This is a genomic window from Streptomyces niphimycinicus, from assembly GCF_018883605.1.
GTDB lineage: Bacteria > Actinomycetota > Actinomycetes > Streptomycetales > Streptomycetaceae > Streptomyces > Streptomyces niphimycinicus.
In genome coordinates this window covers 20,677-46,486 of record NZ_JAHLEM010000110.1, presented here as the reverse complement: position 1 = coordinate 46,486, position 25,810 = coordinate 20,677, and the positions used below count along the sequence as shown (strand labels likewise).

The window sequence follows — 25,810 nt, the reverse complement described above, 5'->3', positions numbered from 1 at the left end:
TCGCCGAGATCGTCCGCCATCTGCTGGAGGAGGGCTGGACGATCGAGCCGGAGGACCTGGCGCACATCTCGCCGTACCTGACCGAGCACATCAACCGGTTCGGCGAGTACAGCACGCACGAGCTCGGCATCCAGCCCGAGGCGTACGACCCGAAGCTGGACGTGGACTTCGCCCCGCTGCGCGAGGCGGACCCGGCCGAGGCCGGCTTCGGTCAGGCCGCCTGAAAGGCCGCGGCCGGGGCGGCATCATGAAGTCCATGGACGATTGATCGAGGCTGTTTACGGCGGCGCGGCCGGTGACGGCAGCATCGTCCGCTGGCCGGTGTTGCCCCAGGATCGGCGTGCTGATTCAGGCTGAGTTCTTCGACTGCGACTCGCGGCCTTGTGTGCGCAGGTGCTCGTTGATGCGCTGGGCTTCTTCGAGCTGGTCTTCGAGGATGACGATGCGGCAGGCGGCTTCGATGGGGGTGCCCTGGTCGACGAGTTCGCGGGCGCGGGCGGCGATGCGCAGCTGGTAGCGGGAGTAGCGGCGGTGGCCGCCTTCGGAGCGCAGCGGGGTGATCAGGAGGTGTTCGCCGAGGGCGCGGAGGAAGGCGGGGGTGGTGCCGAGCATCTCGGCGGCCCGGCCCATGGTGTAGGCGGGGTAGTCGTCATCGTCGAGATTGTCGACGGGACGGGAACTGGCAGGGGGCATAGACCTCTTCTTTCAGGGGACACGTCGGGGGGCCCGGGTGCCGTACGGCACCCGGGCCCCGAGCTTTCAACACCATCTACCGGCGAACTGCGCCGGCCTTCTTTGTCCGCAGGTTCCGCCTGGGAGGGCGGGGCTGCGGGGATCGCGGATGCGTGACCGGGGACCACCTTCCAATCCGGGGCCTGCGGTACCCGGGCGGACTTCTTCCTCGCCCGGGCGATCCTGATGGCGTCTGCTCCTTTACCTTCGGCTACACGGTCGTACTGCTGGATAACGCGGGTACTGCTCGCAGCCCCCGTGGGGCGTCCTGCTTGACCTGCATGCGCGGCAGTTCATCTCTGCCGCGCCCTTCTCGACTTCCTGGGTACACGGAAAAAATAACCCTGCGACGAGCTAATGTCTACTGTGACCGCGACAGATTTTCTTCAGGTTCGATGCGTGTAGTTCTGCCGCAAACACACCTGCATGAGTGATGCCCCGGCGCGAACCCACGAGGCGCGGACGAGGAAGCTGGCCATCCTCTACTAGCTGTGTGTGCTGGTCAGCCGGCGGGATGCGCTGCGTCGGCGGGAGATCTGGGTGCCGGGGGGCGAACCGGTGGCGTAACCCGGAGGATGATCTGCCGCCGGACTTCGAGGGCAATCGGGGGTCCGCCCGGGGCGGAGGCTGACTGGGCTGTTGCGGGGCACCGGGCGGGGTCAGGGGGGAGCGAGGGTGTCGAGCCGGGCGGCGAGGTCGGGGTGGGCGGCGGCCAGGTGGGGCCGGGCGGCGGTCAGGGGCGCGATGAGGTCGGCGGGGTCGTTGTGGGCGAGGGCCGCGTGGAGCTCATTGAGTGGGCGGCGGGCGGCGGGGGGAAGGTCGGTGAGGGCGGTGATCTGGCCGGCGAGGCGGCGCAGGTCGGCCGCATTGCGACGGGCCCAGGTGGCGGTGTTGCGGTCGGCGGCCCGAGCCTGGCGGGTGGCCGTTACGCGCTGTTCGCCGGTGGTCCCGGCCGGGCCGGGGCGGCCGCGCAGGTAGCGGCGCTCGGCGGCCTGGCGGCTGGCGACACCCAGGGGAGAGGCGAGGTCGGCCCAGCTGGCGCCCGCGTCCCGGGCCGTTTCGATCAGGCCGGTCTCCCATCCGGCGAGCCGCTCACGTACCTGCCGCAGCAGCATCAGCGAGGCCAGGGCCTGCTCCGGGCCCGGCCCGGCATCGGAAGCGTTCGGAGCCTCCTGTTGGGCTTCGCGCAAGGCGTCGTCTATGGCGTTGAGGGCCGCCGCGGCGGCGAGGAACGACGCCGGGCTGTGGGCGTCGGTGCCGGTCGTGGACGGCTGCTCGGCCGGGGTCACGGACACCTCCCTGGGGTTGTCATCGAGCTGACGACATCGTGTTTGTCATCCATTGGATGACATGTTACAACGGTGTCAGTGAGGCGCATTGGCAGTAACTGCCTGAACCTGCTGGAGGTGTTTCCCGATGTTGATGCGCACTGACCCCTTCCGTGAGCTGGACCGGCTGACGCAGCAGCTGCTGGGCCCGGGGACCTGGTCGAGGCCGTCGGCGATGCCGATGGACGCCTACCGCGAGGGTGACGAGTACGTGGTGGCCTTCGACCTTCCCGGCGTCAGCGCCGACGCGATCGACATCGACGTCGAACGGAACATGCTCACCGTCAAGGCCGAGCGCCGGCCAGTGGCGAAGGCCGACGACGTGCAGATGGAACTGTCCGAGCGGCCGCTGGGCGTCTTCTCCCGCCAGATCGTGCTCGCCGACACCCTCGACACCGAGCACATCAAGGCCGACTACGACGCGGGTGTGCTCACCCTGCGCATCCCGATCGCCGAGCGCGCCAAGCCCCGCAAGATCTCCATCGGCGTCGGGACCGGCCACAAGGAGATCTCCGGCTGACACCGGCCGGACAGGTACGGAGGACGGGCACCTGATCTCCCCCTCACCCCGTCCTCCGCACCCCTACGGGCATCCGAAGAACCAGAAGGGGGTGGCGGCCGAGATGACTCTGCGACGCGAAGCCTTCCTTGACCACGTCAAGGAACGCGGCGAGTACGGCACTGTAGAGGAGGCCGAGCGCGCGGCCCGCGTAGTGCTCGCCCTGCTCGGCGCGCACCTGGTCGGCAAGGTCCGCGCCCAGCTCGCGGCACGCCTGCCGGAGGAATTCGCTCTCATCCTGCTCAACCCGCTCCAGAGCGCCGAGCCGCTGCCGCCGGAGCGGTTCGTGCGGGCAACTGCGGCCTGGATCGAGGGCGCCACCGAGCAGACCGCGACCTGGGACGTCAGCGCCGTGCTGTCCACGGTCGCCGACACCGCGGGCGACGACCTGCTGGGGCAGATCCTGCTCCAGCTCCCGGTCGGCTACGACCTCCTCTTCGGCCGCCCCCAGCCCACCTGACCACCGGTGCCGTACACCGGCACCCACCCGACCCTGGCTTGACGAAAGGCATGCACCGCAGTGATCACCGACGTGCGCGTACCGCTTGAGCACCAGCAGCCGTACTCGACGGCGTATGAGCAGATGCTGGAGAAGGTCCGCTACGAAGGCGCCTACCCCACCCGCGAGCGAGCTGAGGAAGCCGTCCGCCTGGTCCTTTCGGGGCTGGGACGCCAGCTGACCGGCGACGAACGCGTCGACCTGGCCACCTGCCTGCCCCTGGAGGCCGCACGCGTCCTGACCGCACAGATTCCCGACACCCAGCCGCTGACCGGATGGGCCTTCGTCAAGGACCTCGCCGTCCGCTCCGGCGCCTCCCTGGCCACCACCCGCTGGGACACCGGCTCCGTCTTCGCCGCTGTCACCGCCCACGCCGGCCCCGACCTCATCACCCGCATCCTCCACCAGCTCCCCACCGGCTGGGCCCTGCTGTTCGGCCAAGCCGAACTCAACCCGGCCGCGTAGAAACAGGCACCCGGCACCCGGAGCCGCAACATGAGCCGCTCCGGGCCGGCGCTTGGTGAAGTCCCCCGATCCGCGCGATCGGGGGACTTCCGCCTTTGCTGGTCACCATCCCGGCCCGTCGGCCGCTCCGTCACCCCCGGACGAGCCGGGCGCACTGATGCGCGAGCCCAGGGAAGATCGCTCACTGCCGCCCAACCGACGTGTAACTGTGCGTGGCGACCGGCACGGACCGTGATTCTCATAAACGGTCCTTTGCCAGAGCAAGATCACTCGACGGCCGGGAAGACTCTCCGGGCCCCGGATCGGTTCGCAGAACTCGTTCTCACTCAATAGCGGGACGGACCCCCTTCTGAGACTTGCATTGTGCGAAAATCGCGGCTCATGACGGACCCTCAAACCGCCCCCGTGTCCGATGTGGACGACATCGAGCGCCACCCGTGTCCGCGCTGCGGCGCCGAGGCTGGATCGCCGTGCCGTTCGCGCGGCGGCGCGGTCGCCGGCGCCTACCACACGGGCCGCTTCACCAAGGTGCCCCGGCTGGCGAAGCTGCTGCGGGTGCCCACCCCGGCCGACCGGGGCCCCGGGCAGCCATGGCGGCCCGGCACCCCGCCCCCGGCGCCGATCGACCCCGACACCCCGACCGCCGACATCCGGATCGGCTACGCGCGCTGCTCGACCCTCGGCCAGGAACTCGACTCCCAACTCGACGCGCTCGCCGCCAAGAACATCCCCCGGGACAAGATCTTCGCCGAGAAGATCAGCACCCGGGTGCGGGTCCGCCCCGCATTCGAGGCCGCGCTGAGCGCCGCCCGGGAGATCAAGGCCCACGCCCCACACTGCCGGGTGATCCTCACGGTCTACGAGATGAAGCGGCTCGGCCGCGACGCCGCCGAACTCACCGCGCTCGCCGACCACCTGTCCGCCCACGGCCTCGTGCTGGAGATGCTCGCCGGACCGCTGGCGGGCATGTACGACCCCAGCGGGCACGGCAGGCTGCTGTTCGCGTTCTTCGCGGCGATGGCGGAGACCGAGCGGGAGAACATCCGGGAGTCAACCCTGGAAGGGCTCGACACTGCGGCCCGCAAGGGAAAGCACGGCGGCCGGCCGCCGGTCATCACCGAGGACATGCTGCACACCGTCCTGCGGCGCCGGGCACTCGGCGAGACGGTCGAGCAGATCCAGCCCGACCTGATCATTCCCACCGGCAAGCGCAAGGGACAGAACCCCTCCGTCGCCAGCATCTACCGGGTGCTCGCAGAGCACGCCAAACGCGAGGCATACCCCGTGGCCATCGAGCAGGCCCACGCCGACTTCGCCACCCTCCAAGCCGGCGGCGCGCTTCCCGAACCCCGCACCGGGGCCGGGGCGCAGACGGCAGGCTGACGACGACGGCCCCTGTCGCCGGGTTCACTCATCGAGCAAGATCATCCCATGGCCCCTTTTGGGCTCACCTCGGAACCAGCGCGTATCGCATCCGATGCGAACTGGCGTCATGCTGCGCTGTATTGGCCGAGCGGGGCTCAGGAAGCCGCTGATCAGCGGACACGCGGGTCGTCACACACCTGCGGGAACGGTAGCTGACGGGTCGGGCCCATGTCGTGCCGCTTCACTCGATCGCATGACTGACCTGCCGTTTCGCCTCGGGCTTCGCATTCGATGCGAGATTCTCGCGGCGAATGCGATCTACGGAGCGTGACGATTTGGTGGAAAAGAACGGGACGGCACCAGGGGCCGCGCGGCTGCACCTGGCCGACGGAGTGCCGCTGCTGCGGCCGGACGAGCAGGTCTTCGAGGCGATGCTGGACGGCTGGCGCAACCAGCAGCTGGCCCGGAACCTCGCGCTGTCGACCATCAACGGTCGCGAGCGGAAGGTGCGAGCCTTCGCCGCGCACGCGGACGCCTTCCCCTGGACCTGGTCCTCGCACCTGGCGGACGAGTGGTTCGGCGACCTGCGCGCGGTCCGCGGCTGCGTACGCTCGACGCTACGCGGCTACCAGGAGGCGGTACGGCTGTTCTGCGACTACGCCACCGACCCGGCCTACGGCTGGGCGACCGAGTGCGAGCGGCGGTTCGGCACCCATCCGGTGCAGGTCTGTCATCCGTGGAACACGGCCGTGCACATGCAGGAGTGCGAGGCCGAGTCTCCGAAACGGGCCTTCACCCGAGATGAGTTGCAGGCGTTCTTCGACCACGCCGACGACCAGGTCAGCCGCGTGCGTGGACGTGGCCGCAAGGGCTGGCTGCCCGCCTTCCGCGATGCGATGCTGTTCAAGACCTCGTACGCCTACGGACTGCGGCGCAACGAGACGAGGATGTTGGACACCGCCGACTTCGGTCGTAACCCCGAAGGCCCGGAGTTCGGTGAGTACGGCGTCTGCTACGTCCGCCACGGCAAGGCGAAGAAGGGGTCACCGCCCAAGCGCCGCAGCGTGCTGACCGTGTGGGAGTGGTCGGCCGAGATCCTCGACCAGTGGACGAGTGAAGTGCGGCCCGCCATGCGCCACGCGGACGGGTCCGCTCTGTGGCCGTCCGAGCGCGGACGGCGGGTCGGCCTGCAACGGCTGGACTCCCGCTTCGCCACCTACCGCGATGACCTCGGGCTGGATCCGGTCCTGGATTTCCACTCGCTGAGAAGGTCCTACGTCACCCACCTGATCGAAGACGGCTGGGACGCCCTATTTGTCCAGCAGCAAGCCGGCCACGACCATGCGAGCACGACCTCCATCTACACCTGCGTGTCCTCCGACTTCCGCACCCGCACCCTGCGGCGGGCCCTGGACGCCACCATCGAGGCCGCTCTCAAGCCCGCGAAGAAGGGAGCCTGATGAAACGCCAGGTCAGCTATCAGTGGCGGCTGCGCGAGCTGATGGCCTCCGCCGGAATGTTCACCACCAGCGAGCTCGCCCCGCCGCTGGCCGAGCGGGGCATCAGCCTGTCGCTCTCCCAGGTCCACCGGCTGGTCACCGGCACCCCCGAACGGCTCTCGCTGCCGGTGCTGGCCGCGCTCTGCGACATCTTCGAGTGCACCCCTGCCGACCTGATCGCCACCAAGGCCGAGAACGCTACGATCCGCAAGGTCGCCACCGGCGACGCTGTCGTCGATCTGTCAGCGGTCCGCCCCAAGCGCGCCCGCATCCGGCCCGAAGGATGAGCCGGAGCCGAGTGCCCGCGAGCGCGCGGTTCTGCACCCGCTGCAGCCGGGCAGTGCGGTCCGAGACGAACCACTGGCCCGAGGGCTACATCTGCCAGACCTGCATGACCAGGGCCCTGGAGACCTACGGAACGTGCGTCGGCTGCCGCGTCGAACGGCTCACCCCCGGCCTCGCGCCGGACGGCGGCAAGCTCTGCACCGACTGCGCCGGCGGACTCGGCGACTTCACCTGCGAACGCTGCGGCCAGGAAGCACGACGCTACCGGCGCGGCATCTGCGGCCGATGCGTTCTGACCGAACGCCTCCAGGAATTCCTCGACGACGGCACCGGCAGCGTCCGGGTCGAACTCCTCCCCCTGTTCGACGCGTTGCGGCAGATAAAACGCCCCTGGGGCGGGCTGACCTGGACCGGCCACCCCCACGTCCAGCGCAACCTGCGGGCCTTGGCCCGCAGCGAAGTCCCGCTCACCCACGACGGATTGAGCCAGCTCACCCCCTGGCGGTCGGTCGCCTACCTGCGCGATCTGCTCATGCAGACCGGCATCCTGCCTCCGGCCGACCGACAGCTACTGCTCTTCCAACGATGGCTCGCCGAGAAGCTCACCACCATCGGCGATACCGACCACCGGCGGCTGCTGGAACTCTTCGCCGCCTGGCACGTCCAGCGCCGCCTGAACACCCTGGCCGACCGCGGCCCGCTCACCAGCGACCAGATCCGACAAGCGCGCGACGAGATCCGCCTCGCGACCACCTTCCTCGCCCACCTCGCCCAGCGCGGACGCACCCTCGCCGACTGCACCCAGGCCGACGTCGACGCGTGGTACGCGGGCGGCTACACCGCCCGGCGCCTCACCCACGCCTTCCTGCGGTGGGCGATGCGCTCCAAACACACGCCCACCCTCACCGTCCCGCACCGCTCCACGAGCAACCCCGCCCCCATCGCCCAGCACCAGCGCCTCGCGCTGCTGCGGCAGGCCATGAACCGCGAGGACGTCCCGCGCCGGGACCGGGTCGCCGTCATCCTCGTTCTCCTCTACGCACAGCCACTCACCCGCGTCGTCCGGCTCTCCACCGACGACATCCTGCAGGAAGACGGCGAGGTCCTCGTCCGCCTCGGCGACCCACTGTCCCCCGTTCCCGAGCCCTTCGCCGGGCTCATGCTGACCTACCTCAACGAACGGCCGAACACCATGACCGCCACCAACCCCGAAGCCCGCTGGCTGTTCCCCGGCCGCCGGGCCGGGCAGCCCATGACTTCGGACACCCTCGAACTCCGGCTCCGCCGCCTGGGCTTCCCCACACAGCGCGGCCGCACAGCGGCAATCCGCCACCTGGTCCTCCAGGCCCCCGCACCCGTGATCGCCCGCATGCTCGGCTACCACGACGAGACCACCGCCCAGCTCGCCGCCGAAGCAGGAGGAACCTGGCGCCACTATGTCCCAGGCGACCACACACGGTGACCCCAGCGCCTCAATCACCAAGGAATAGGCGACAGTCGATTACGCGAGGTCGCCAGTTCGATACCCCTGCTGGAAACAGCACGAAACCTCCGGCCAGGGCGACCAGGCAGACGCCGATGATGACTCCCACGGCGGGCCACGGGGACCCGTCGTCCGAGGTCGCCGCCTTCGAGGACGACTCTCCGTCCGAGTCCGGCGCGTGGCTCTCCGGCCGCGGGGAGGCCGAGTGCGCGGCGGACGGGGCGGCGCCGACAGCCACGGGCTCGAACTTCACCAGCGGGGTGAGATTCTCCGGCTTCGACTCGAACGTCAGTGTCACGTTCTTCGCCAGGGTGTGCGAGTCGGAGGCGGACACCTCGGCGGGGGCCGGGGCGGGGGAGGCCATGGCGAGGACGAGCGCCGCCGCGGCGATGGCCGGCGCGCCGAACCGCCGCGTCCGCGGCCGGGACGGCAGATGATGTGCGTTCACGGTATCTCTCCTCGTCAGGGGGACACCCGAGCCCTCCGCACCCGAGACGGGGTGCGTTCATCGGATGCGCCACCCTCCCGATACGTACGGCCCGGACACGATGTTCACCGTGTCCGGGCAGGGAAACCAAAGCGTCCGCGTTCCAACGCGTGGTCAGGTGGTGGCCATGTCGAGGGCCGTTCCGTACAGCCGGGACACCCGGATCCTGATCACCACCCGCCGGTCCGCCACGAGCTGCTCCAGGAAGGCCACTTCGTCGCGTGGATCGGCGAAGCCGGGCGTCATGGACAGCAGTTCGCGCCCGACCGCGTCCCCGGGAACGGCCGTCACCTCCGATACCTCCGCCTCGCCTTCGGCGACGGCGAACGACCAGCCGTCCGGCGCGCCCACATGCACGGCGGCACGGGGGTCGCGCCGTAGCTGACGCACCTTGAGCCGGTCGTCGGTCGAGGAGATGCGCAGCACCCGCTCTTCGGGGCTCCAGTGGTGGATCACGGTGGACAGATGGGGATGGCCGCTGCGCTTGACCGTCGCGAGCACGCTGAACCGCTGGTCCCCCAGCATCAGCGACAGTTCGTCCTCGGTGAGCACCCGGGGCGCGGGTCCGGCCCCTGGTTTCGTCCCGGCCTCGTTCGTCGGGCTTGTGGTCTCGGTCCCGGTCGTCGCCATGAGGGCGCACCTTTCGCTCGGAAGGGAGGTGAGGGGGCAGACGGTGGTGATGGATGCGGCGGACGGGTTGGCCTTCCGCGGTGCGACGTGGCGCTTCGGCGTGGGGCCTCGCAGCACGGTGAACGCCACCGCGAAGGCCGTCACGATGAGTCCCGCTCCGACGGCGAAGGCCAGGTGGTAGCCGCCGGTCAGCGCCTCGGCCCGGCCCTTGCCCCGGGCGAGCAGCGCGTCCGTGCGGGAGGCCGCCAGGGTGGACAGCACCGCGACGCCCAGCGCCATGCCGATCTGCTGAGTGGTGTTGAACAGCCCGGAGACGAGCCCGGCCTCGTCCTCCTTCGCACCGGACATCCCGAGGCTGGTCAGCGCGGGGAGGGCCAGCCCGAAACCGGCGGCGAGCAGCATGACCGGGAGGAGGTCGGGGAGGTACCGGGCGTGCACGGGGACGCGGATGAGCAGTCCGAGGACCCCGGCCAGCAGCGCCAGTCCGGCCAGCAGCACCGCGCGGTCGCCGAAGCGGGCGCTGAGCCGCGCGGAGACGCCGAGTGACACCGCGCCGATGGCGAGGGCGGCCGGGAGCATGGCCAGACCGGTCCTGGTGGCGCCATATCCCAGGACGTTCCGCAGATAGAGGGCGACGAGGATCTGGAACGAGAAGAGCGCGGCCACCATCAGGACCTGGACGAGATTGGCCCCGGCGACACCGCGCGACCGCAGGATCCGCAGGGGCATCAGCGGGGTGCGGGCGGTGGCCTGCCGGACCAGGAACAGGGCGAGCAGGAGGAGCGAGAGGGCGCCGAGGCCGAGCGTATGCGCCGCCGTCCAGCCGTAGTCCGCCACCTTGACGACGGTGTAGATGCCCAGCATCAGCCCGGCCGTGACGAGCAGCGCGCCGAGGACATCGGCGCCGCCCGCGAGACCGGGCCCGCGGTCGGCGGGCAGGGCGGGTATGGCGACCGCGAGGGTCAGCAGTCCGATCGGCAGATTGATCAGGAAGATCCAGTGCCAACTGAGCGCGTCGGTGAGAAGGCCCCCGAGCACCTGGCCGATCGAGGCTCCGGCGGCGCCGGTGAAGCTGAACACGGCGATGGCCTTCGCGCGTTCGGCGGATTCGGTGAAGAGCGTGACGAGAATGCCCAGGCTGACCGCTGACGCCAGCGCGCTGCCGACCCCCTGTAGAAACCGGGCGGCGATCAGCGCCGTGGGGGAGGTGGCCACGGCCGCCAGGAGCGAGGCCGCGGTGAACACCGTGGTGCCGGCCAGGAACATGCGCTTGCGGCCGATGAGATCGCCGATGCGGCCCGCGAGCAGCAGCAGACCGCCGAACGCGATCAGATAGGCGTTGACGACCCAGCTCAGCCCGGCGGAGGAGAACCGCAGATCGCTCTGGATGGCGGGCATGGCCACGGTCACGATGCTGCCGTCGAGGATGACCATCAGCATCCCGGTGGCGATGACCCCGAGGGCCAGTTGGCGGGATGGGGGGACGTGGGAAGCGGGCGGGCCGGACGCGGTGGCGGACATGCGGTCACTCCTGTCGGTAGACGCGACAGGAGTGACCGTAGCAGATGGTTTTGTTGCAGACTATTTGTTTGGGTCCTACCCCTCAGTGGCAGGTGAGTCTCTGGGGGCGCTACTTCTCGCTCTGGCGCGCCCGCCGGGCCGGGCGGGGGCTTTCGGCGGGTGCGGCCAGATGCCCCTCGGTCAGCCGGGTCAAGGCCCGTAGCAGGGCGGCGCGTTGGGTATCGGGGAGCGTCGCCAGCGCCTCCCGGTGAACGCGGTCCACGATGCCCTGGCTCTGCTCGGCGATCCGCGCGCCCTCCTCCGTCACCGCGATGATCCGGGCCCGGCGATCCCGGGCCGAGGCGCGCCGCTCCGCGAGGCCCGCCTTCTCCAGGGCGTCCACCGTCACCACCATCGTGGTCTTGTCCATGTCGCCGATCTCGGCGAGCTGTGCCTGGGTGCGCTCCTCCTCCAGGGCGTGGACCAGGACGCAGTGCATCCGTGCCGTCAGCCCGATCTCGGCGAGCGCGGCCGACATCTGGGTGCGCAGGACGTGGCTGGTGTGGTCGAGGAGGAAGGACAGATCCGGTTCGTTCTGGGCGGGCGCCATCGCGGTCATATGGCCCAGGGTAACAATTCGTTCCGTACTGGATTATCCGGAACAGTCCTTACCCGGGCGGGGTCAGCCGTTGCGGTAGAGGGTGGTGAGCAGCTCGATCGCGGTTTGGGTGGCGGGGTGCGGGTCGTCCCGCCACCAGGCGAGGCGTACCGCGATCGGCTCGGCGTCACGGACCGGCCGGTAGGCGATTCCGGGCCTCGGATACTGGTTGGCGGTGGACTCCGCCGTCATGCCGACGCAGCGGCCCGCGGAGATCACCGTGAGCCAGTCCTCCACGTCGTGGGTCTCCTCCGTGGCCGGACGGGAGTCGGGCGGCCACAGCTCCGCGGTGGTGGTGCCGGTCCGCCGGTCGACCAGCAGGGTGCGTCCGCTGAGGTCGGCCAGCCGGACCGAGCGGCGCCTGGCGAGGGGATCGTCGGCGGCCACGGCGCACAGCCGCCGCTCCAGCCCGACGATGGCGGAGTCGAAGCGGCGCTCGTCGAGGGCTCTGCGCACGACGGCCAGGTCACAGACGCCCTCCGCCAGTCCGGCGGTGGCGGAATGCACACGGACGAGATGCAGATCCGTCTCCGGGTACGCCTGAGCCCAGCGGCGCTGGAAGGCGGGGGTGTGGCGGCCGAGCGCGGACCAGGCGTAACCGATTCGCAGATGGGCGTGGCCCGATATGGCCTCCCGGATCAGGCCGTCCACCTCGGCCAGCACCCGCCGGGCGTGTGCCACCACGCGCAGCCCGGTGCCCGTCGGGGTCACCTCGCGGGAGGTGCGCCGCAACAGCCTTGTCCCCAGGGTGCGTTCGAGCGAGGCCAGGGTCCGGGACACGGCCGCCTGGGAGACGCCGAGCGCGATGGCGGCGTCGGTGAAGGTGCCCTCGTCGACGATCGCCACGAGGCAGCGCAGTTGCCGCAGCTCCACATCCATACGTCCAGCGTATAGATAAGGCGCAGAACGCATTATGTGCATGGGTGGGCCCGGCGCACGATCGACGCATGCGACCAGCTCCCGCGTCACGTATCGCCGCCGCACGATCGACGGGAACCGCACACCGGATCCCATCGCCCCTCGCCGACCCCGACCCGGGCTCCGGCCTGGATCCGGTTCCCGGCCTGGATCCGGGCCCGGGACCGAGCCAGGACCCGGATCCGGATCACCAGCCGACCGCGCGTCGGTTCGCCGGTGTGGCCACGATGATCGGCAGTGGTCTGTCCAACCAGACCGGCGCCGCGATCGGATCCCACGCCTTCCCCGTCCTCGGCCCGATCGGGGTCGTCGCCGTCCGCCAGTACGTGGCCGCGATCGTCCTGCTGGCCGTCGGCAGGCCCCGGCCGCGGAGCTTCACCTGGTGGCAGTGGCGGCCGGTAGTGGCTCTTGCCGTGGTGTTCGGCACCATGAATCTCTCCCTGTACACCGCCATCGACCGCATCGGCCTCGGGCTGGCGGTGACCCTGGAGTTCCTCGGCCCGCTGTGCATCGCGCTGGCCGCCTCACGGCGCCGGGCGGACGCGTGCTGTGCGCTGGTCGCGGCCGCCGCCGTGGTGACGCTGATGCGCCCGCGGCCCTCGGCCGACTACCTGGGCATGGGGCTGGGGCTGCTGGCCGCCGTGTGCTGGGCGTCGTACATCCTGCTCAACCGCACCGTCGGCCGACGGGTCCCCGGCGCCCAGGGGTCGGCGGCGGCCGCGGGGCTCTCCGCTCTGATGTTCCTGCCGGTCGGGATCGCCGTCGCGGTCCATCAGCCGCCGACCGCGAGCGCCGTGGCGTACGCCGTCACCGCGGGCGTCCTCTCCTCGGCCGTGCCGTACCTCGCGGACCTGTTCACCCTGCGCCGTGTGCCCGCCCAGGCGTTCGGGCTCTTCATGAGCGTCAACCCCGTCCTCGCCGCCCTGGTCGGCTGGGTCGGGCTGGGGCAGAACCTGGGCTGGACGGAGTGGATGAGCATAGGCGCCATCGTCGCGGCCAACACACTGAGCATCCTCACCCGGCGCGGCTGAAGGAACCGCGTTTACCGCCGCGTACCGCCGCGTACCGCCGCGTACCGCCGCGTACCGCCGCGTACCGCCGCGTACCGCCGCGTACCGCCGCGTACCGCCGCGTACCGCCGCGTACCGCCGCGTACCGCCGCGTACCGCCGCGTACCGCCGCGTACCGCCGCGTACCGCCGCGGACGGCCGGTGTGCGACACCGCTGCCGGTCGCCCCGGCGGACCCGGCGCCACCGCTCACAGCACCGTGTTCGGGTGTGGGTGGAGGCTCAGGTCCACCCGGGGTGGACCTGTGGGTTGACGTGTGCGGCGGTGGCTCCGGCCGAGCATGGCGGCATGGATATCAAGGACTGGCTGATCGATATCGCCCTCGTGGGCATGGTGCTGCTGCAACTGCGTGGCCGACGGTTGACGGCGAAGACGCTGCTGCTCCCGGTGGGGATCGTCGGATGGGCGGCGACGAACTACCTGCATGAGATCCCGACGTCGGGCAACGATCTCCTGCTGATCGCGGCCACGACGCTGATCGGGCTCGCTCTGGGCGCGGGGGCCGGGGCGCTGACCCGCGTGTACCACAACGACGCCGGTGAGGTCATCGCGCGCGCCACGGCCACGGCGGCCGTGCTGTGGGTGGTGGGCTGCGGCTTCCGTATGGCCTTCCAGCTCTTCGCCACGCAGGGCGGCGACGAAGCGATCGGCCGCTTCTCGAGCGACTACCACCTTGATCCGACGGCCTGGGCCCCGGCGATTCTCCTGATGGCGCTCGCCGAGGTGCTGTCGCGTACCGCCATCGTGGCCTGGCGTGGACGGGAGGCGCTCCTCGGATCGGGCCGAGGCCGACTGGGCGTCCGGTGAGCGACGGGCCGTGGTGTGAGCGGTGGCCCCCGGGGCCGGGCAGGACATGGGCACGGCATGCTGGACTGATGAGTACTGGTGATCCCCGGCCGGGCCCCGGCGCAGCGTCCGGCCGGTTGGACGGCAACGAGCCGACCGCGGAATGGGTCGTCGGCCTGCTCGCCCTGGGCGGCTTGATCTACGGGGCGGTGCGGGCGACACATCCCGGCCTCGACGCCCGCGGCCTGGTCGCGCTGGTGGTCACCGTGGGCCTGGGCCTGGGCTGGATCGGCTGGCTGGTGGGCATGCGCAGAGGCCGGCCGACGGTCGGTGTGTGCGCGGTGGCACTGGTGGCGGTCTGTGGCGGGGTGGCGGGGGCGTGGGCCCCGTTCGGTGCGGTGGTCGTGGGGGTGGCCGCGATGTGCGCCGTCATGCCGGCGGGGCTGCTCCCCGCCACGGCCCTGGCCGGCCTCGGTATCGCTGCCGCCGCCGTCACCCTCGCCGTCGACGGACAGGACGTCGCGAAGCTCGCCGCCGTGGGGGTGGCCGCGCTGCTCGGCCTGCTGCTGGGCGTCGGACGCCGCCAGCGCCGGGAACGGCTGCGATCCGAGACCGAGCTGGCGGTGGCGCGGGAACGCGGCGCCGTCGAGCACGAGCGCGCCGAGCTGTTCGCCGAGCGCAACCGGATCGCCCGGGAGGTGCACGACGTGCTGGCCCATACGCTGTCGGCGCTGTCGGTGCAGATCACCGCTCTTGAGTCCATCGTCGAGGACGGCGCCGGCACCGACGAGGTGCGGGCCGCGATCGGCCGGTCCCGCCGCCTGGTCGTCGAGGGCCTGGACGAGACCCGCCGCGCGGTGCGGGCGCTGCGTGAGGAGCCGGTCGCCCTCGATGAACAGCTCACCGCTCTCGCCACGGGCGAAGGCGCCGACTTCCGGATCACCGGCGCCGTACGGCCGCTGCCACCGGCGGCCGGAATAGCCCTGCTGCGGGTCGCCCAGGAAGCACTCACCAACACGCGCAAGCACGCACCGGGTGCCGCCGTCACCGTCAGCCTCGCCTTCGGCGAATCGTCCACCCGGCTGACGGTCACCAATGCGGCGCCGGTACGACCTGGCGTCGATCCGGCCGGGGAGCTTGCCGAGACCGGCGGTGGCTTCGGCCTCACCGGCATGCGCGAGCGCGTGGAACTGCTCGGCGGCACACTCGACGCAGGTCCCGAAGAGGTGGGTCCCGAGGACGCGGGCCTCAAGGACGCGGGCCCCAAGGACGCGGGTCTCAAGGACGCGGGCCTCAAGGACGCGGGCCTCAAGGACGCTGGTCCCAGAGCCGGTGGCTGGAGGGTGGAAGCGGAGGTCCCGGCGTGAAGGTGATCATCGTGGACGACCAGACCATCGTCCGCGACGGACTGGTCACCATCTGCGAGCGGCTGCCCGACGTCGAGGTGGTCGCCGCCGTCGGGGACGGTCGGCAGGCCCTGGCGGCGGTCGCCGAGCATTCCCCGGACGTGGTGCTGATGGACCTGCGCATGCCGCACATGGATGGCATCGAAGCCACGCGGCACATCACCATGGACCATCCCGGGACACATGTCGTCGTGCTGACCACCTTCATCGACGACGAATCGATCAACGCGGCGCTCACCGCCGGGGCCCTGGGCTACCTCACCAAGGAAGCCGGGCGCGAGGACGTCGATCGGGCACTGCGGGCGGCCGCCCGTGGGCAGGCCCTTCTGGACCCCGTCGTACACGCCCGCCTCGTCGCACTCGCCCGGCAGCAGCCCGCCGCCGGGTCGGGGGAGCTGCCCGCCGGGCTGACCGCACGCGAGGCCGAAGTGCTCATCTGCATGGCCAAGGGCCTGTCCAACCGCGAGATCGCCCGATCGCTGTTCGTCAGCGAAGCCACCGTCAAAACCCACGTCAACCGCGTCTTCGCCAAAACCGGCAGCCGTGACCGCGGCCAGGCCATCGCCTACGCGCACCGGCATGGACTCGGCTGAGCCCAGGCCCTGCCGGTGCGCCCAGGACACCGCTCAGTCCGCGGCTGCGAACAACGCCTCCGCGTCGGCGATCACCTCGGCCAGGGCGGCGGGCTCCGGCCGCAGCCCTGCCACGATCGTGTCGATGCCGCGCAGGCCCGCCCGCTGGAGGAGGCGTTTCTCGTTGGTGGCCCACTCACCGCGCGCCGCCAGCACCGCGTGCGCCGTCTCCAGAGCGGCGGTCGCCACCGCCCCCGCCACCTCGGTGGCCTGGCCACGTCCGACGTACGCGGCCGAGGCGTACCGCAGTGTCAGACCCGCGCGCCCGCGCCACACCGGGGGCGCCGCCTCGCGCAGCGCCTCCGGGTACTCGGGGCGGGGCAGGGCGCCCCGCAGCACCTGGTTGACGGCGAGTTCGGCCACCACCAGATAGCTGGGGATGCCCGCGAGGTGGAACATCAGCGGCTCCCAGCGGAAGCGGCCTTGCCGCGACTCGGCGAGTTCGTGTTCCACCACCTCGAGGTCGCGGTAGTGGACGTCCACGCGCCGTCCGTCGATCGTCAGCCAGGCGCCCCCGTTGAAGACACCACCGCCCCACTCGCCGATCTCGGAGACCTCGCCCTGCCAGCCGACGGCCCGCAGATCGGCCGGGTCGAAGTCGCCCCGGTAGTACACGGCCAGGTCCCAGTCGCTCTCCGGGGTGTGGGTGCCCTGCGCACGCGAGCCCCCGAGGGTGACGGCCCGTACGGCGGGCAGGGCGGCGAGACGCTCGGCGACCTCGTCCAGAAACACGTCATCGGCCAGGTCGGTCATTTCATGCATGTCGGTCATACGGTTCCGATCGTGTGAAGTGGATGACGGGTGCCGCGGGCACACCGACCGGACGCCGGAGCACAGGCTCGGACGGCGTTCACGCGGATCGCGATCGGTGTGCCAGGTCATCACTCCATGACGTCGACCTTACCGCCCCCGCCGGGACCCGAGCCCGGCGCGCCGGAACACCGACGGATGGCGGGGCGGGCGGCCCGGGCCAGGGGCGCTTCAGCCCTTCACCAGGCCCAGGCGGAACAGGCTCTCCGCGGTGTCGAGGATGGTCGTCACCGGGTCGCGCGGGGTCCAGTCCAAGACGGTACGCGCCCTCTCGGTGCGCAGGACCGGTACCCTCTCCGCCTGCCCGGCCGCTTCCCGCAGCGCCGGATCGGAGCGGGCGGCCTCCCGCAGCTCTTCGCCGCTCACCTCATGCGTGGGTACCCGGGCGGCGCGCTCCGCGAGGTGCTCGGCCAGTACCCGGGCGATCCACAGAAAGCTGACGGCCCGTTCGCCGCTGGCGAGGAAGCGCTGCCCGGCCGCTGCGGGATGGGTCATGGCCCGCAGATGGAGGTCGGCGACATCGCGTACGTCCACCATGCCGAAGTGCATACGAGGGGTTGCCTCCATCGCCCCCTCCAGCATCGCCTTCACGAACTCCGTCGAGGCGGACAGCCGGGGGCCGAGCGTCGGACCGAAGATGCCGCTCGGATTGATCACCGTCAGTTCCAGGCCGTCTCCCTCCTTCGCCACGAAGTCCCAGGCGGCCAGCTCCGCGATGGTCTTCGACCGGATGTAGGACGGGTTGTCGTCCGCGGGGTCGGTCCAGTCGCTCTCGTCGTATGTGTCACCGTCCTTGGGGCTGTATCCCACGGCGGCGAACGAGGACGTCATCACGACCCTGCGCACACCGTGGTCCCGTGCGGCCCGCAGCACACGCAGGGTGCCGTCCCGTGCGGGGACGATCAGCTCGTCCTCGTTCTCCGGCTGGACGGAGGGGAACGGCGACGCGACATGCAGGACGTGGGTGCACCCCGCCACCGCGTCGTCCCAGCCGTCGTCCGCGGTCAGGTCGGCGCCGACGATGTCGAGCCGCCCGTCCGGATCGACGCCGGAGGCCGCGATGGCCGACCGGACGCTCGCGGCGGCGCTCGCCGCCCGGCCATGCGAACGGACCGTGGTGCGCACCCGATGGCCGCTTCGCAGCAGGCCGCTGATCACATGGGTGCCGACGTAGCCATTGCCGCCTGTCACCAGGACGAGTGCGCCACCACCGGCGTCGGTCTGGGTCTCGGTGTCGGTGTCAGCGGACACGGGGACAGTCTTGCCTTCCATGAATTCCTTGCATCCTTTCCCAGACGCATTTCTCACAGCGCGTCGATGACGCCCGTGATCTCGTCGGTCGCCCGGCGCTCCGCATCGGCGTCGGCGCGCTCCCGCGCGTCCCACATCTCCGCCTTGAGTCGCAGATAGCGCAGCCGGACCTCCATGAGCGCCATCTCCCGCTCCACGCGCTCCGCGTTGCGCCGGAAGAGGTCGCGCAGCGGAGCGGCGCCCTGCGTGCCCTCGTCGAGGTGGCGGAGGTAGGCACGCATGTCCTGCACGCTCATGCCGGTTGATCTCAGACATCCCAGCGCCTTGATCGTCTCCACCACGGTGGGGTGATAGCGCCGGTGGCCACTGTCCCGGTCGCGGTCCACCACGGGGATCAGGCCGATCTTCTCGTAGTAGCGCAGCGTCGGCTCCGTGAGGCCGCTCAGTCCCGACACCTGCTGGATGGTCATCGGGGAGCCCCGGACCTCTGTCCCTGTCGTTGTCATATGTCGAGCATCCGACACTTGAAGCGCTTGAGGTCAAGTGCGATCGACAGGCCGTACCGGAAGCGCCAGGCCGGTGGCTACCGGGACGTCCCGGGCGTGGCGACGGCGGACGGGGCAGTGGGCGCGCCGGGGCGCCGTCCGGGCGTGGAGATGGGGATGTCGCGCATGAGGAGCAGCGCCCCGAGGGCGAGGAGCCCGGCGGCACCGCCGCTCCAGGCGATGGTGGAGCCGATGGCCGTCGCGGTGGGCGAGGCCGTACCCGAGTGGCCGATCAGGGATTGGGCGCAGGCCAGGCCGACCGCGCCACCGAGCTGCTTGGTGAGGGCGGAGCCCGCGGTGGCGGTGCCCATATCGGCGCGCGGGACGGCGTTCTGGGTGGCGATGGTGAGCCCGCCCATGGCCGGTCCGGTGCCGAGCCCGACGAGCAGCAGCAGAACGGACGTCAGCGCGAGCGGTGTGGTGGCCCGCAGGGCGATGAAGGCGGCGGTGCCGGCGGTGAGCAGCCCCGCTCCGGTCAGCAGGACCGGTTTGACGTGCCCGCTGCGCAGCACGGTGGCGGCGGTGAGGCGGTTGCCCAGGGTCATGCCGATGAGCAGGGGGAGCAGCAGCAGACCGGAGGCGGTGGCCGAGTGGCCGCGGATGTGCTGGAAGTACAGCGGCAGGAAGATCCCCACCGGCAGGGCGGCGACCTGGAAGAAGAAACCGGCGGTCAGCAGGGCCGTGTAGGTGCGGTGCCGGAACAGCCGCAGGGGCAGGACGGGGACGGCGGCCCGCCGCTCGACCGGTACGAGCGAGGCGAGCAGCGCCAGACCGCCGAGCAGACAGCCCATGACGGCCGGGTCCGTCCAGGAGGGGGCGTGCCCGGCGGTCGCGTTGGCTTTGAGGCTGAGGCCGGTCAGCGCGAGGGAGAGCCCGGCGGCCAGGAGGAGGATCCCCGCCGCGTCGAGCCGTCCGGACGGCGGGGTGGCGGGACGGCGGTCGGGCAGGGCCAGGGCGATGATGGCGATGGCGGCCAGCCCGAGGGGGAGGTTGAGCCAGAACGCCCAGCGCCAGCCGACCTGATCGGCGAGCAGCCCGCCGAGGAGCGGGCCACCGACCATGCCCATGATCATCATGGTGGCCATCGCCGTCTGCATCCGGATCAGGCCCTGGGGGCGGGACGGTGGGTGGAGATCGCGGACCAGCGCCATGCCGAGGGTCAGCAGGGCTCCGGCGCCCAGGCCCTGGAGCGCGCGGGAGAGGATCAGGGCCGGCATGGAGGCGGACAGACCGCAGGCGATGGAGCCGATCAGAAAGACGGTGAGCCCGCCGATCAGCAGCCGGCGGCGGCCGTAGAGGTCGGAGAAGCGGCCGTAGACCGGCACGCTGACGGATGAGGTCAGCAGATAGGCGGTGACCAGCCAGACGTACCAGGCGTCCCCTCCGCCGATCTGCTCGACGATGCGGGGCAGCGCGGTGCCGACCACGGTGCCGTCCAGCATGGCCAGGAAGGCGCAGCCCAGCAGGGCGAGGGTGACCAGGGTCCGGCGCCGGGGCGGGAGTTCCTCGTACACGTCGGATCCGGTCACCTGGCCTCCCCGGACGCCGCGAGCGCGCCGTGCAGGAAGAGGTCCACGACTTCCTCGGTGGTCAACGGGTCGGGGGCGCCGAGCCGTCCGGCCGACATCAGCGTCAACTGGAAGGCGTCCGCGAGCCGTTCCGGGGCGAGCCGCAGGCGGTCGCGGTCGGGCTCGAACAGCGCGGCCAGCGCGGCGCGCGGCCGGGCCAGGCTCGCCTCACGGTCCGGGAGGCGCCCGTCCTTACCGGGCTTGGGGGCGACGCGCTCCAGTCGCCCGGCAGCCGCGAGCGCTCCGGCGACCGCGCCGATGCGCGCCATGTGCCCGCGCACCACATCGGCCGCCTCGGCGAGCCGGTCCGCCAGCGGCTGGTCCAGGGCGATCGACTCCAGATGGGCCACGGTGTCATCGGGCCGTACGGCCTCGGCCATACAGGCCGCGAGCAGGGCGTCCTTGTCCTCGAAGACGCGGAAGATCGTGCCTTCCCCGATGCCCGCGGCCCGGGCGATCTTCGCCGTCGTCACGGAGGCGCCGTATTCGACGACGAGGGGGAGCGCGGCGGCGACGATCATCGCGCGGCGCTGGTCGGGATCCATCGCCGGTGCACGGCGCCGGGGCGGGGTGGAGGAGTTCTCTGCCATGCCGGTACCGTACGGAGTGAGTACTCACTCCGTCAATGCGGCGAGTCACGAGAAGGGAAGTGCCTGCGGGCGGTGGGATTCCGGATACCGGCGGACGACGCCGTCGTCAGCGCGCGGCGAGCAGAGTGCGGCGCAGGGCGCGGCCCGCCTCGGACGGGGGATGGTTGCGTGAGGCGGCGAGGCCGAGGCCGTGCAGTGGCGGTGGGTCGGCGAGATCTACCACCGGGAGCGCCACCCCATCGGCCGCCGGGTCCTGCGCCAGAGCGGTGCCATGGTGCGCGCCGTCACCCTCGGGCCGCGCCCGGCGCGGTGGCTGCGCGACCACCTGGCCCCGGCCGTACTGAGGGTCGGCCGGGCGCGCGACACGATCGCCGGAGGCTTCTCCGGCGTCACCCTGCGCTGCCCGGGCAACCGGCGCGGGCACGCGCTGGTGGGGACCCGGGCCACCGAAGTCCCCCTCACCGAGGGCCCGTTGAGCGAACTCCAGCGGGCCGGTGGCTTTCTGCTGATCCGCGAAACGGGCGCGCCGCGCATCGACACCGCTATGGCCCAGGCCCAGCGCACCGACCCCGGTCCCGCCCTGCTCGTCCGCCCCGACGGCTATATCGCCTGGGCGGGACCCGACGTCCGTACGAACGGTCCTGACGGCTGGCACACCGCGTGGCGGGCCTGGACCGGCCCGTCGGCCGAAGCGGTGCACGCCCGGCGCTGAGCGGGGCGGCCGAGATGCCATCGGCGCCGGGCGGACGGCCCGGCGCCGATGGCCTCATCCGTTGATGTGCCGCCGACACCTTCCCGTGGAGTGTCGACGCTGCCGCGGCATCACCTTCCGGGCCCGATCACACGAGCCGCCACAGATGGTCATCGGTTCCGTTGTCGTCGTACTGCACCACCTGCGCGCTGTTGGCGGTGGACATGCCGTCGACCCCCAGCACCTTCTGGCTGTTCTTGTTGAGGACGCGGAACCAGCCGTCGCCGTTGTCCACCTTCCTCCAGAGGTGATCGGCCGTGCCGTTGTCCTCGTACTGGACGACGATGGCGCTGTTGGCGGTCGACATCCGGTCGACGCCCAGGACCTTGCCGCTGTGGCCGTTGCGGATCAGGAACCAGCCGTCGCCCCGGTCGATCCACTGCCAGGCGTGGTCTCCCGTCGGCGTGTTGTCGAACTGCACCACGCGGGCGCTGTTGGCCGTGGACATCTCGTCGACCGCCAGCACCTTGCCGCTGTGCTTGTTCCGCAGACGGCGGAAGGGCGGCTCCGGAGTCCATGCCCGGCCGTTCGGCGAGGCCGTGGGAAAGCAGGTGATGCGCAGCCGGGCGGCGCCCATGGGGATGAGGGTGACCGTCTCGGCCGGTGTGTCGGCCCGGGCCGGGCTCTGCTGGAGCGGGGTGACCACCTGCTCGTCGTCGGAGAGCCACTCGGGGATGCGGCGCGCCTGGGCGGTCATGCGGACCGGGGTGCCCTCGTGGGTGAAGGGATTGGCGGCGAGCGGACCGTCGTCGCGGGTGAGGACGGGCAGGGCTCCGGGGGTGAGGCCGTAGTTCCACGGCGTGGTGGCGTGTACTTCGTATTCCGGAAAGGCGTCGGTACCGGCGTAGCGCACGAAGTCCTCGCCGATGCGCAGGGAGTACGTCAGCGGGCCGTGGTCGACGCTGACCGCGTCGTGCTGCCCCGACCACGTCCGCAGGGTGGTGCGCTGCGGCAGGCGGATCGTCACCACATCGCCGTCCGTCCAGGTCCGGGCGACCTTGACGAACGCCGGGCCACCGCCCGCGGCCACCGCCCGGCCGTTGACCTCGATGCTCGGGTTCTCGCACCAGCCGGGGACGCGCAGATGGAGCGGGAAGGCCACCTTCTCGCGGGTGGACAGGGTGAGCCTGATGGTCTCGTCGAACGGGTAGTCGGTGTCCTCGGTGAAGGTGACCGTCGTACCGCCGGCCACCTTCGCGCTCACCTGGCACGCGGCGTAAAGGGAGGCGGCGAGCCCCTTGTCGGGAGTGGCCAGCCATAGCTCCTCGGCGAAGTATGGCCAGCCCATGCCGTAGTTGTGCGGACAGCACCGGTACTGGTCGACCCCCGGCTGGTACGACTGCATCGCGAAGCCGTTCTGGAACTGCCCCTGGGACTTGACCGTGTTGTTCAGATCGATGCCGTTCGCGCTGGTGATGTAGTGGGTGCCGGTGCCCTGGGGGTCGAGGGCGGCGGGCAGCATATTGAAGGCCAGGTCTTCGCAGCGGTCCGCCCAGACCGGGTCGCCGGTGATTCGGGTCAGCAGTTCATGGCTGGCCATGAACTCGACGATGCCGCAGGTCTCGAACCCCTGCCGGGGGTCCGTGAAACCCGGGCGGTAGTTCTCGTCACCGGCGATGCCACCGCCCGGGAACTGGCCGTATGCGCCGAGCACCGAAGCGTAGGTGCGGTAGGTCGCCTGTCTGAGCTCGGCGGAGCCGGTCACCTGCGCGTACTGGGCGGGCTCGCGGAAGCCCTGGGCGATATTGACGTTGTGCGGGCTCGGAACGTTGTCGACCCAATTGGCGCCGTACGTATGCATCTTGCGGACGAGGTCGAGGAGGAACGCCTCGCCGGTGCGGCGGTACAGCCACATCGCGGTGTCGATCCCGTCGCCCCAGCGGTAGGAGACCCAGCTCGAGTCGAAGGCGCCCGGTCCCTGGGCGTTCATGAAGCTCAGGAAGCGGGTCAGGAAGGGGACGACACGCTGGTCGCCGGTGAACTCCTCATGGGTGCGCAGGGCCATGAGGAGGGGGAGGAACGGCCAGAAGTCGGGGCCGCCGTTCAACTTTGTCCGCAGCGAGCGCGGCCCGAAGAAGCCGTCGCTCTGCTGGGTGGCGAGGATGGCGTCGATCCATTTACGGGAGTTCGTGAGCGCCGCCTGGTCACGGGTGGCCACGGCCAGCGGGACATAGCCACGCAGCCAGTAGGGCACCTCCTCCCAGCCGTCCCGGTCCGGATGGGTCCACCCGGTGGTGCTGACGTCGAGGAAGTGCGAGCGCTCCTCGTACCGGCCGCAGAGTCCATGGAGTTGGAGACGCAACTGCTCGGCCAGCCATCCGCGCGGGGTGATGCTCCCGGACGGGAGCCGGTCGAAGGCGTCGGCCAGCGGCGCCCTCGGCCGCCGGGCCGGGGAGGCCACGGCGGCCGGGGCCAGGTGGGCGGCGAGCGCGGGGGCACCGAGGGTGAGGGCGCTGGTGCGGAGGAAGCGACGTCGGTCGAGGGGCATCGTGCGGCTCCTGTCGGTGGGGTGCCGAGGAAGTGCCGAGGGGGGGCTGGGAAGACGTGCCTGACATCGTTGTCGCGCATCACAGCACGCCACTGGCGCCCTGTCCAGATGCACGACAGGCCAGGAGTACGACCGCCCTGCCCCGGTGGGGCTCTATGCTGAGCGTGATGTCCGCACCCCAGGGCCCCACCTTCCGTGAGCTCGTCGTCCAGGCGCTGTCCTCCGTCGAGCACGGCTACGACCTGCTGGCCCCGAAGTTCGACCACACCGGGTACCGGACCCCGGCGTCGGTGCTGGACTCGGCGATCGGCGCCCTGCGCGGGCTCGGGCCCTTCGACAGCGGCCTCGACGTGTGCTGCGGAACCGGCGCGGGCATGGGCGTGCTGCGGCAGGTATGCCGGGAGCGGATCACCGGCGTCGACTTCAGCGCGGGCATGCTGGCCGAGGGCCGGGCCCGTATGCCAGTGGCGCCGGACGCCCCGCGCACCGACTGGGTACGCGCCGATGTGCGCGCCCTTCCGTTCGGGCCGGTCTTCGACCTGGCCGTGAGCTTCGGGGCGTTCGGCCACTTCCTGCCGCACGAGCTGCCGGGGCTCTTCGCCCAGGTCCACTCCGTGCTCCGCCCGGGTGGCCGGTTCGCCTTCCCGATCGGGGCACCGGCCCGCCCGGGATCCCGGCAGTACTGGGAACTTCTGGCGTTCGACACCGTGATGCGGGTGCGCAACGCGGTATGGCGGCCACGCTTTGTGATGTACTACCGGACCTTCCGGCTCGCGGAGGTGCGGGAAGAGCTGCTCCGGACCGGGTTCGAGGTCGAGCTGCGGGCACTGGAGGAACTCGGCCGACGGGCGGACGGCAGCCCGCGCTGCCGACTGGTCGTGGCCACCCGGCCGGTCTGAGCGCCCCGTTGGCCACCGGCCGCCGTGAGCGTGACCCACGCGTACGCGGCGATCGCGGAGACATGGCGGCAACCCAAGCGGCGGTGGCGGCGACCTGAGGCTGACAACTTGTCAGCTACTCAAGGGAGTTCACAGTGCGCTCACTCCTTGCGCGCCTGGCCGCCGCCCTGGCCGCCCTGGTCGCGCTGGTCGCCGCGCCCGGTGTCACGACGGCCGCTCCGTCGCGGGTCGCCGACGACTGGAACCCGCCCGCCAACCTGGTGCAGCCGCTGGGCGAGGTGTGGAACCACGTCGAGTCGACCTATGTCGGCCACACCTTCGGCCTCGACGACTTCTACGACTGGACGCCGACCGGCCGGTGCTGCTTCCTGATGAAGGCGGGAGGCGCCACGCAGATCACGGAGTTCGACAAGTGGATGCTCCGTGACTTCTGGCGCCATCTGAAGAGCCGCTACGGCCTCTGAGCGAACGGTGTGCGCACCCGCTCACCCAGGACCCCTGGCATGACCCTGGCCTCGTCATCCGAGCCGTACCGGGCCTTCGGTGGCGTCCCCTGCCCGGCAGGGCAGGGCCCTGACACTGGCGGGCGCGGTCGCTCTGCCGGGGG

At 71.2% G+C, this 25,810-nt stretch carries 27 protein-coding genes and 1 pseudogene; 15 read left to right on the top strand and 13 right to left on the bottom strand.

Translation table 11 applies throughout. From position 1 onward, the window contains the following. A partial coding sequence (locus KN815_RS13070; protein WP_216341958.1) for a Tn3 family transposase occupies window positions 1–224 on the top strand: 224 nt, incomplete at its 5' end. Window positions 225–348: 124 nt separating this feature from the next. Here KN815_RS13070 and KN815_RS13065 read toward each other — a convergent pair. Both KN815_RS13065 and KN815_RS13060 read right to left on the bottom strand, forming a co-directional pair. Beyond that, complete coding sequence (locus KN815_RS13065) at window positions 349–693, bottom strand: helix-turn-helix domain-containing protein (protein WP_216341956.1); 345 nt, start codon at window positions 691–693, stop codon at window positions 349–351. Between the two features lie 698 nt (window positions 694–1,391). Next, window positions 1,392–2,021 (bottom strand): type III effector protein, encoded by a 630-nt coding sequence (locus tag KN815_RS13060; RefSeq protein ID WP_216341954.1) that lies wholly within the window; start codon window positions 2,019–2,021, stop codon window positions 1,392–1,394. 127 nt (window positions 2,022–2,148) lie between these two features. Between KN815_RS13060 and KN815_RS13055 the strand changes: the two genes are divergently transcribed. The 7 genes from KN815_RS13055 to KN815_RS13025 all read left to right on the top strand — a co-directional run bounded on the left by KN815_RS13055 (window position 2,149) and on the right by KN815_RS13025 (window position 8,194). Continuing rightward, entirely contained in the window at window positions 2,149–2,580 is a 432-nt protein-coding gene (locus KN815_RS13055) for an Hsp20/alpha crystallin family protein (RefSeq protein ID WP_216341952.1), read from the top strand. A gap of 103 nt (window positions 2,581–2,683) precedes the next feature. Then, on the top strand, window positions 2,684–3,079 hold the full coding sequence (locus KN815_RS13050; protein WP_216341951.1) for a DUF2267 domain-containing protein: 396 nt from the start codon (window positions 2,684–2,686) through the stop codon (window positions 3,077–3,079). Window positions 3,080–3,139: 60 nt separating this feature from the next. Further along, the gene (locus KN815_RS13045; RefSeq protein WP_216341949.1) at window positions 3,140–3,583 is read left to right on the top strand and encodes a DUF2267 domain-containing protein; all 444 of its coding nucleotides are present in this window, start codon (window positions 3,140–3,142) and stop codon (window positions 3,581–3,583) included. A gap of 381 nt (window positions 3,584–3,964) precedes the next feature. After that, entirely contained in the window at window positions 3,965–4,966 is a 1,002-nt protein-coding gene (locus KN815_RS13040; RefSeq protein WP_216341948.1) for a recombinase family protein, read from the top strand. Window positions 4,967–5,286: 320 nt separating this feature from the next. Next, window positions 5,287–6,408: a tyrosine-type recombinase/integrase gene (locus KN815_RS13035; protein WP_253208940.1), complete on the top strand. Its 1,122-nt coding sequence runs from the start codon at window positions 5,287–5,289 to the stop codon at window positions 6,406–6,408. Next, complete coding sequence (locus KN815_RS13030; protein ID WP_216341946.1) at window positions 6,408–6,734, top strand: helix-turn-helix domain-containing protein; 327 nt, start codon at window positions 6,408–6,410, stop codon at window positions 6,732–6,734. Before KN815_RS13035 ends, KN815_RS13030 begins: the two co-directional genes overlap by 1 nt. 53 nt (window positions 6,735–6,787) lie before the next feature. After that, window positions 6,788–8,194, top strand: coding sequence for a site-specific integrase (locus KN815_RS13025; protein WP_253208938.1), 1,407 nt, complete (start codon window positions 6,788–6,790; stop codon window positions 8,192–8,194). 10 nt (window positions 8,195–8,204) lie between these two features. Here KN815_RS13025 and KN815_RS13020 read toward each other — a convergent pair whose 3' ends face one another. The 5 genes and pseudogenes from KN815_RS13020 to KN815_RS13005 all read right to left on the bottom strand — a co-directional run bounded on the left by KN815_RS13020 (window position 8,205) and on the right by KN815_RS13005 (window position 12,369). Next, on the bottom strand, window positions 8,205–8,663 hold the full coding sequence (locus tag KN815_RS13020) for a hypothetical protein (RefSeq protein ID WP_216341944.1): 459 nt from the start codon (window positions 8,661–8,663) through the stop codon (window positions 8,205–8,207). Window positions 8,664–8,816: 153 nt separating this feature from the next. Next, complete coding sequence (locus tag KN815_RS50235) at window positions 8,817–9,332, bottom strand: TIGR03618 family F420-dependent PPOX class oxidoreductase (protein ID WP_372458335.1); 516 nt, start codon at window positions 9,330–9,332, stop codon at window positions 8,817–8,819. A 57-nt stretch (window positions 9,333–9,389) separates the two neighbouring features. Beyond that, window positions 9,390–10,853: pseudogene (locus KN815_RS13015) on the bottom strand (MFS transporter); the annotation flags it as partial. 109 nt (window positions 10,854–10,962) lie between these two features. Then, window positions 10,963–11,451 carry a MarR family winged helix-turn-helix transcriptional regulator gene (locus KN815_RS13010; RefSeq protein WP_216341942.1) on the bottom strand — a complete coding sequence of 163 codons (489 nt, stop codon included), beginning with the start codon at window positions 11,449–11,451 and terminating at the stop codon, window positions 10,963–10,965. A 63-nt stretch (window positions 11,452–11,514) separates the two neighbouring features. Next, a complete protein-coding gene (locus KN815_RS13005) occupies window positions 11,515–12,369 on the bottom strand; it encodes a LysR family transcriptional regulator (protein WP_216341941.1) in 855 nt (284 codons plus the stop codon). 68 nt (window positions 12,370–12,437) lie between these two features. Here KN815_RS13005 and KN815_RS13000 point away from each other — a divergent pair, with 68 nt between their 5' ends. From KN815_RS13000 to KN815_RS12985, 4 genes are all read left to right on the top strand, one after another. Further along, window positions 12,438–13,439 (top strand): EamA family transporter, encoded by a 1,002-nt coding sequence (locus KN815_RS13000; RefSeq protein WP_253208937.1) that lies wholly within the window; start codon window positions 12,438–12,440, stop codon window positions 13,437–13,439. A gap of 326 nt (window positions 13,440–13,765) precedes the next feature. After that, window positions 13,766–14,284, top strand: a complete 519-nt coding sequence (locus KN815_RS12995; RefSeq protein ID WP_216341940.1) for a hypothetical protein — start codon at window positions 13,766–13,768, stop codon at window positions 14,282–14,284. A gap of 68 nt (window positions 14,285–14,352) precedes the next feature. Beyond that, the gene (locus tag KN815_RS12990) at window positions 14,353–15,630 is read left to right on the top strand and encodes a sensor histidine kinase (RefSeq protein WP_216341939.1); all 1,278 of its coding nucleotides are present in this window, start codon (window positions 14,353–14,355) and stop codon (window positions 15,628–15,630) included. Further along, a complete protein-coding gene (locus KN815_RS12985; RefSeq protein ID WP_216341938.1) occupies window positions 15,627–16,262 on the top strand; it encodes a response regulator in 636 nt (211 codons plus the stop codon). Before KN815_RS12990 ends, KN815_RS12985 begins: the two co-directional genes overlap by 4 nt. A gap of 33 nt (window positions 16,263–16,295) precedes the next feature. Here KN815_RS12985 and KN815_RS12980 read toward each other — a convergent pair whose 3' ends face one another. From KN815_RS12980 to KN815_RS12960, 5 genes are all read right to left on the bottom strand, one after another. Continuing rightward, window positions 16,296–17,054 carry a nucleotidyltransferase domain-containing protein gene (locus KN815_RS12980; protein WP_216341966.1) on the bottom strand — a complete coding sequence of 253 codons (759 nt, stop codon included), beginning with the start codon at window positions 17,052–17,054 and terminating at the stop codon, window positions 16,296–16,298. A 228-nt stretch (window positions 17,055–17,282) separates the two neighbouring features. Further along, window positions 17,283–18,362: an SDR family oxidoreductase gene (locus KN815_RS12975; RefSeq protein WP_253208935.1), complete on the bottom strand. Its 1,080-nt coding sequence runs from the start codon at window positions 18,360–18,362 to the stop codon at window positions 17,283–17,285. Between the two features lie 53 nt (window positions 18,363–18,415). Continuing rightward, window positions 18,416–18,868 carry a MerR family transcriptional regulator gene (locus KN815_RS12970; protein ID WP_216341936.1) on the bottom strand — a complete coding sequence of 151 codons (453 nt, stop codon included), beginning with the start codon at window positions 18,866–18,868 and terminating at the stop codon, window positions 18,416–18,418. Between the two features lie 77 nt (window positions 18,869–18,945). Beyond that, window positions 18,946–20,436 (bottom strand): MFS transporter, encoded by a 1,491-nt coding sequence (locus tag KN815_RS12965; protein ID WP_253208934.1) that lies wholly within the window; start codon window positions 20,434–20,436, stop codon window positions 18,946–18,948. Next, window positions 20,433–21,065 (bottom strand): TetR/AcrR family transcriptional regulator, encoded by a 633-nt coding sequence (locus KN815_RS12960; protein ID WP_253208933.1) that lies wholly within the window; start codon window positions 21,063–21,065, stop codon window positions 20,433–20,435. Before KN815_RS12960 ends, KN815_RS12965 begins: the two co-directional genes overlap by 4 nt. A gap of 190 nt (window positions 21,066–21,255) precedes the next feature. Between KN815_RS12960 and KN815_RS12955 the strand changes: the two genes are divergently transcribed. Then, the gene (locus KN815_RS12955; RefSeq protein ID WP_216341935.1) at window positions 21,256–21,777 is read left to right on the top strand and encodes an aromatic-ring hydroxylase C-terminal domain-containing protein; all 522 of its coding nucleotides are present in this window, start codon (window positions 21,256–21,258) and stop codon (window positions 21,775–21,777) included. 127 nt (window positions 21,778–21,904) lie between these two features. Here the strand turns inward: KN815_RS12955 and KN815_RS12950 are convergent, their stop codons facing one another. Then, window positions 21,905–24,304, bottom strand: a complete 2,400-nt coding sequence (locus KN815_RS12950) for a beta-L-arabinofuranosidase domain-containing protein (RefSeq protein WP_216341934.1) — start codon at window positions 24,302–24,304, stop codon at window positions 21,905–21,907. Window positions 24,305–24,471: 167 nt separating this feature from the next. Between KN815_RS12950 and KN815_RS12945 the strand changes: the two genes are divergently transcribed. Next, window positions 24,472–25,203: a class I SAM-dependent methyltransferase gene (locus KN815_RS12945; protein WP_216341933.1), complete on the top strand. Its 732-nt coding sequence runs from the start codon at window positions 24,472–24,474 to the stop codon at window positions 25,201–25,203. Window positions 25,204–25,337: 134 nt separating this feature from the next. Then, entirely contained in the window at window positions 25,338–25,667 is a 330-nt protein-coding gene (locus KN815_RS12940; RefSeq protein ID WP_216341932.1) for a hypothetical protein, read from the top strand. The last annotated feature ends 143 nt before the right edge of the window (window positions 25,668–25,810 follow it).

Bases quoted from the DNA above. Each gene is read 5' to 3' on its own strand.
- KN815_RS13065 (WP_216341956.1), bottom strand. From the start codon at position 693: ATGCCCCCTGCCAGTTCCCGTCCCGTCGACAATCTCGACGATGACGAC.
- KN815_RS13055 (WP_216341952.1), top strand. From the start codon at position 2,149: ATGTTGATGCGCACTGACCCCTTCCGTGAGCTGGACCGGCTGACGCAG.
- KN815_RS13050 (WP_216341951.1), top strand. From the start codon at position 2,684: ATGACTCTGCGACGCGAAGCCTTCCTTGACCACGTCAAGGAACGCGGC.
- KN815_RS13040 (WP_216341948.1), top strand. From the start codon at position 3,965: ATGACGGACCCTCAAACCGCCCCCGTGTCCGATGTGGACGACATCGAG.
- KN815_RS13030 (WP_216341946.1), top strand. From the start codon at position 6,408: ATGAAACGCCAGGTCAGCTATCAGTGGCGGCTGCGCGAGCTGATGGCC.
- KN815_RS50235 (WP_372458335.1), bottom strand. From the start codon at position 9,332: ATGGCGACGACCGGGACCGAGACCACAAGCCCGACGAACGAGGCCGGG.
- KN815_RS13010 (WP_216341942.1), bottom strand. From the start codon at position 11,451: ATGACCGCGATGGCGCCCGCCCAGAACGAACCGGATCTGTCCTTCCTC.
- KN815_RS13005 (WP_216341941.1), bottom strand. From the start codon at position 12,369: ATGGATGTGGAGCTGCGGCAACTGCGCTGCCTCGTGGCGATCGTCGAC.
- KN815_RS13000 (WP_253208937.1), top strand. From the start codon at position 12,438: ATGCGACCAGCTCCCGCGTCACGTATCGCCGCCGCACGATCGACGGGA.
- KN815_RS12995 (WP_216341940.1), top strand. From the start codon at position 13,766: ATGGATATCAAGGACTGGCTGATCGATATCGCCCTCGTGGGCATGGTG.
- KN815_RS12990 (WP_216341939.1), top strand. From the start codon at position 14,353: ATGAGTACTGGTGATCCCCGGCCGGGCCCCGGCGCAGCGTCCGGCCGG.
- KN815_RS12980 (WP_216341966.1), bottom strand. From the start codon at position 17,054: ATGACCGACCTGGCCGATGACGTGTTTCTGGACGAGGTCGCCGAGCGT.
- KN815_RS12970 (WP_216341936.1), bottom strand. From the start codon at position 18,868: ATGACAACGACAGGGACAGAGGTCCGGGGCTCCCCGATGACCATCCAG.
- KN815_RS12960 (WP_253208933.1), bottom strand. From the start codon at position 21,065: ATGGCAGAGAACTCCTCCACCCCGCCCCGGCGCCGTGCACCGGCGATG.
- KN815_RS12950 (WP_216341934.1), bottom strand. From the start codon at position 24,304: ATGCCCCTCGACCGACGTCGCTTCCTCCGCACCAGCGCCCTCACCCTC.
- KN815_RS12945 (WP_216341933.1), top strand. From the start codon at position 24,472: ATGTCCGCACCCCAGGGCCCCACCTTCCGTGAGCTCGTCGTCCAGGCG.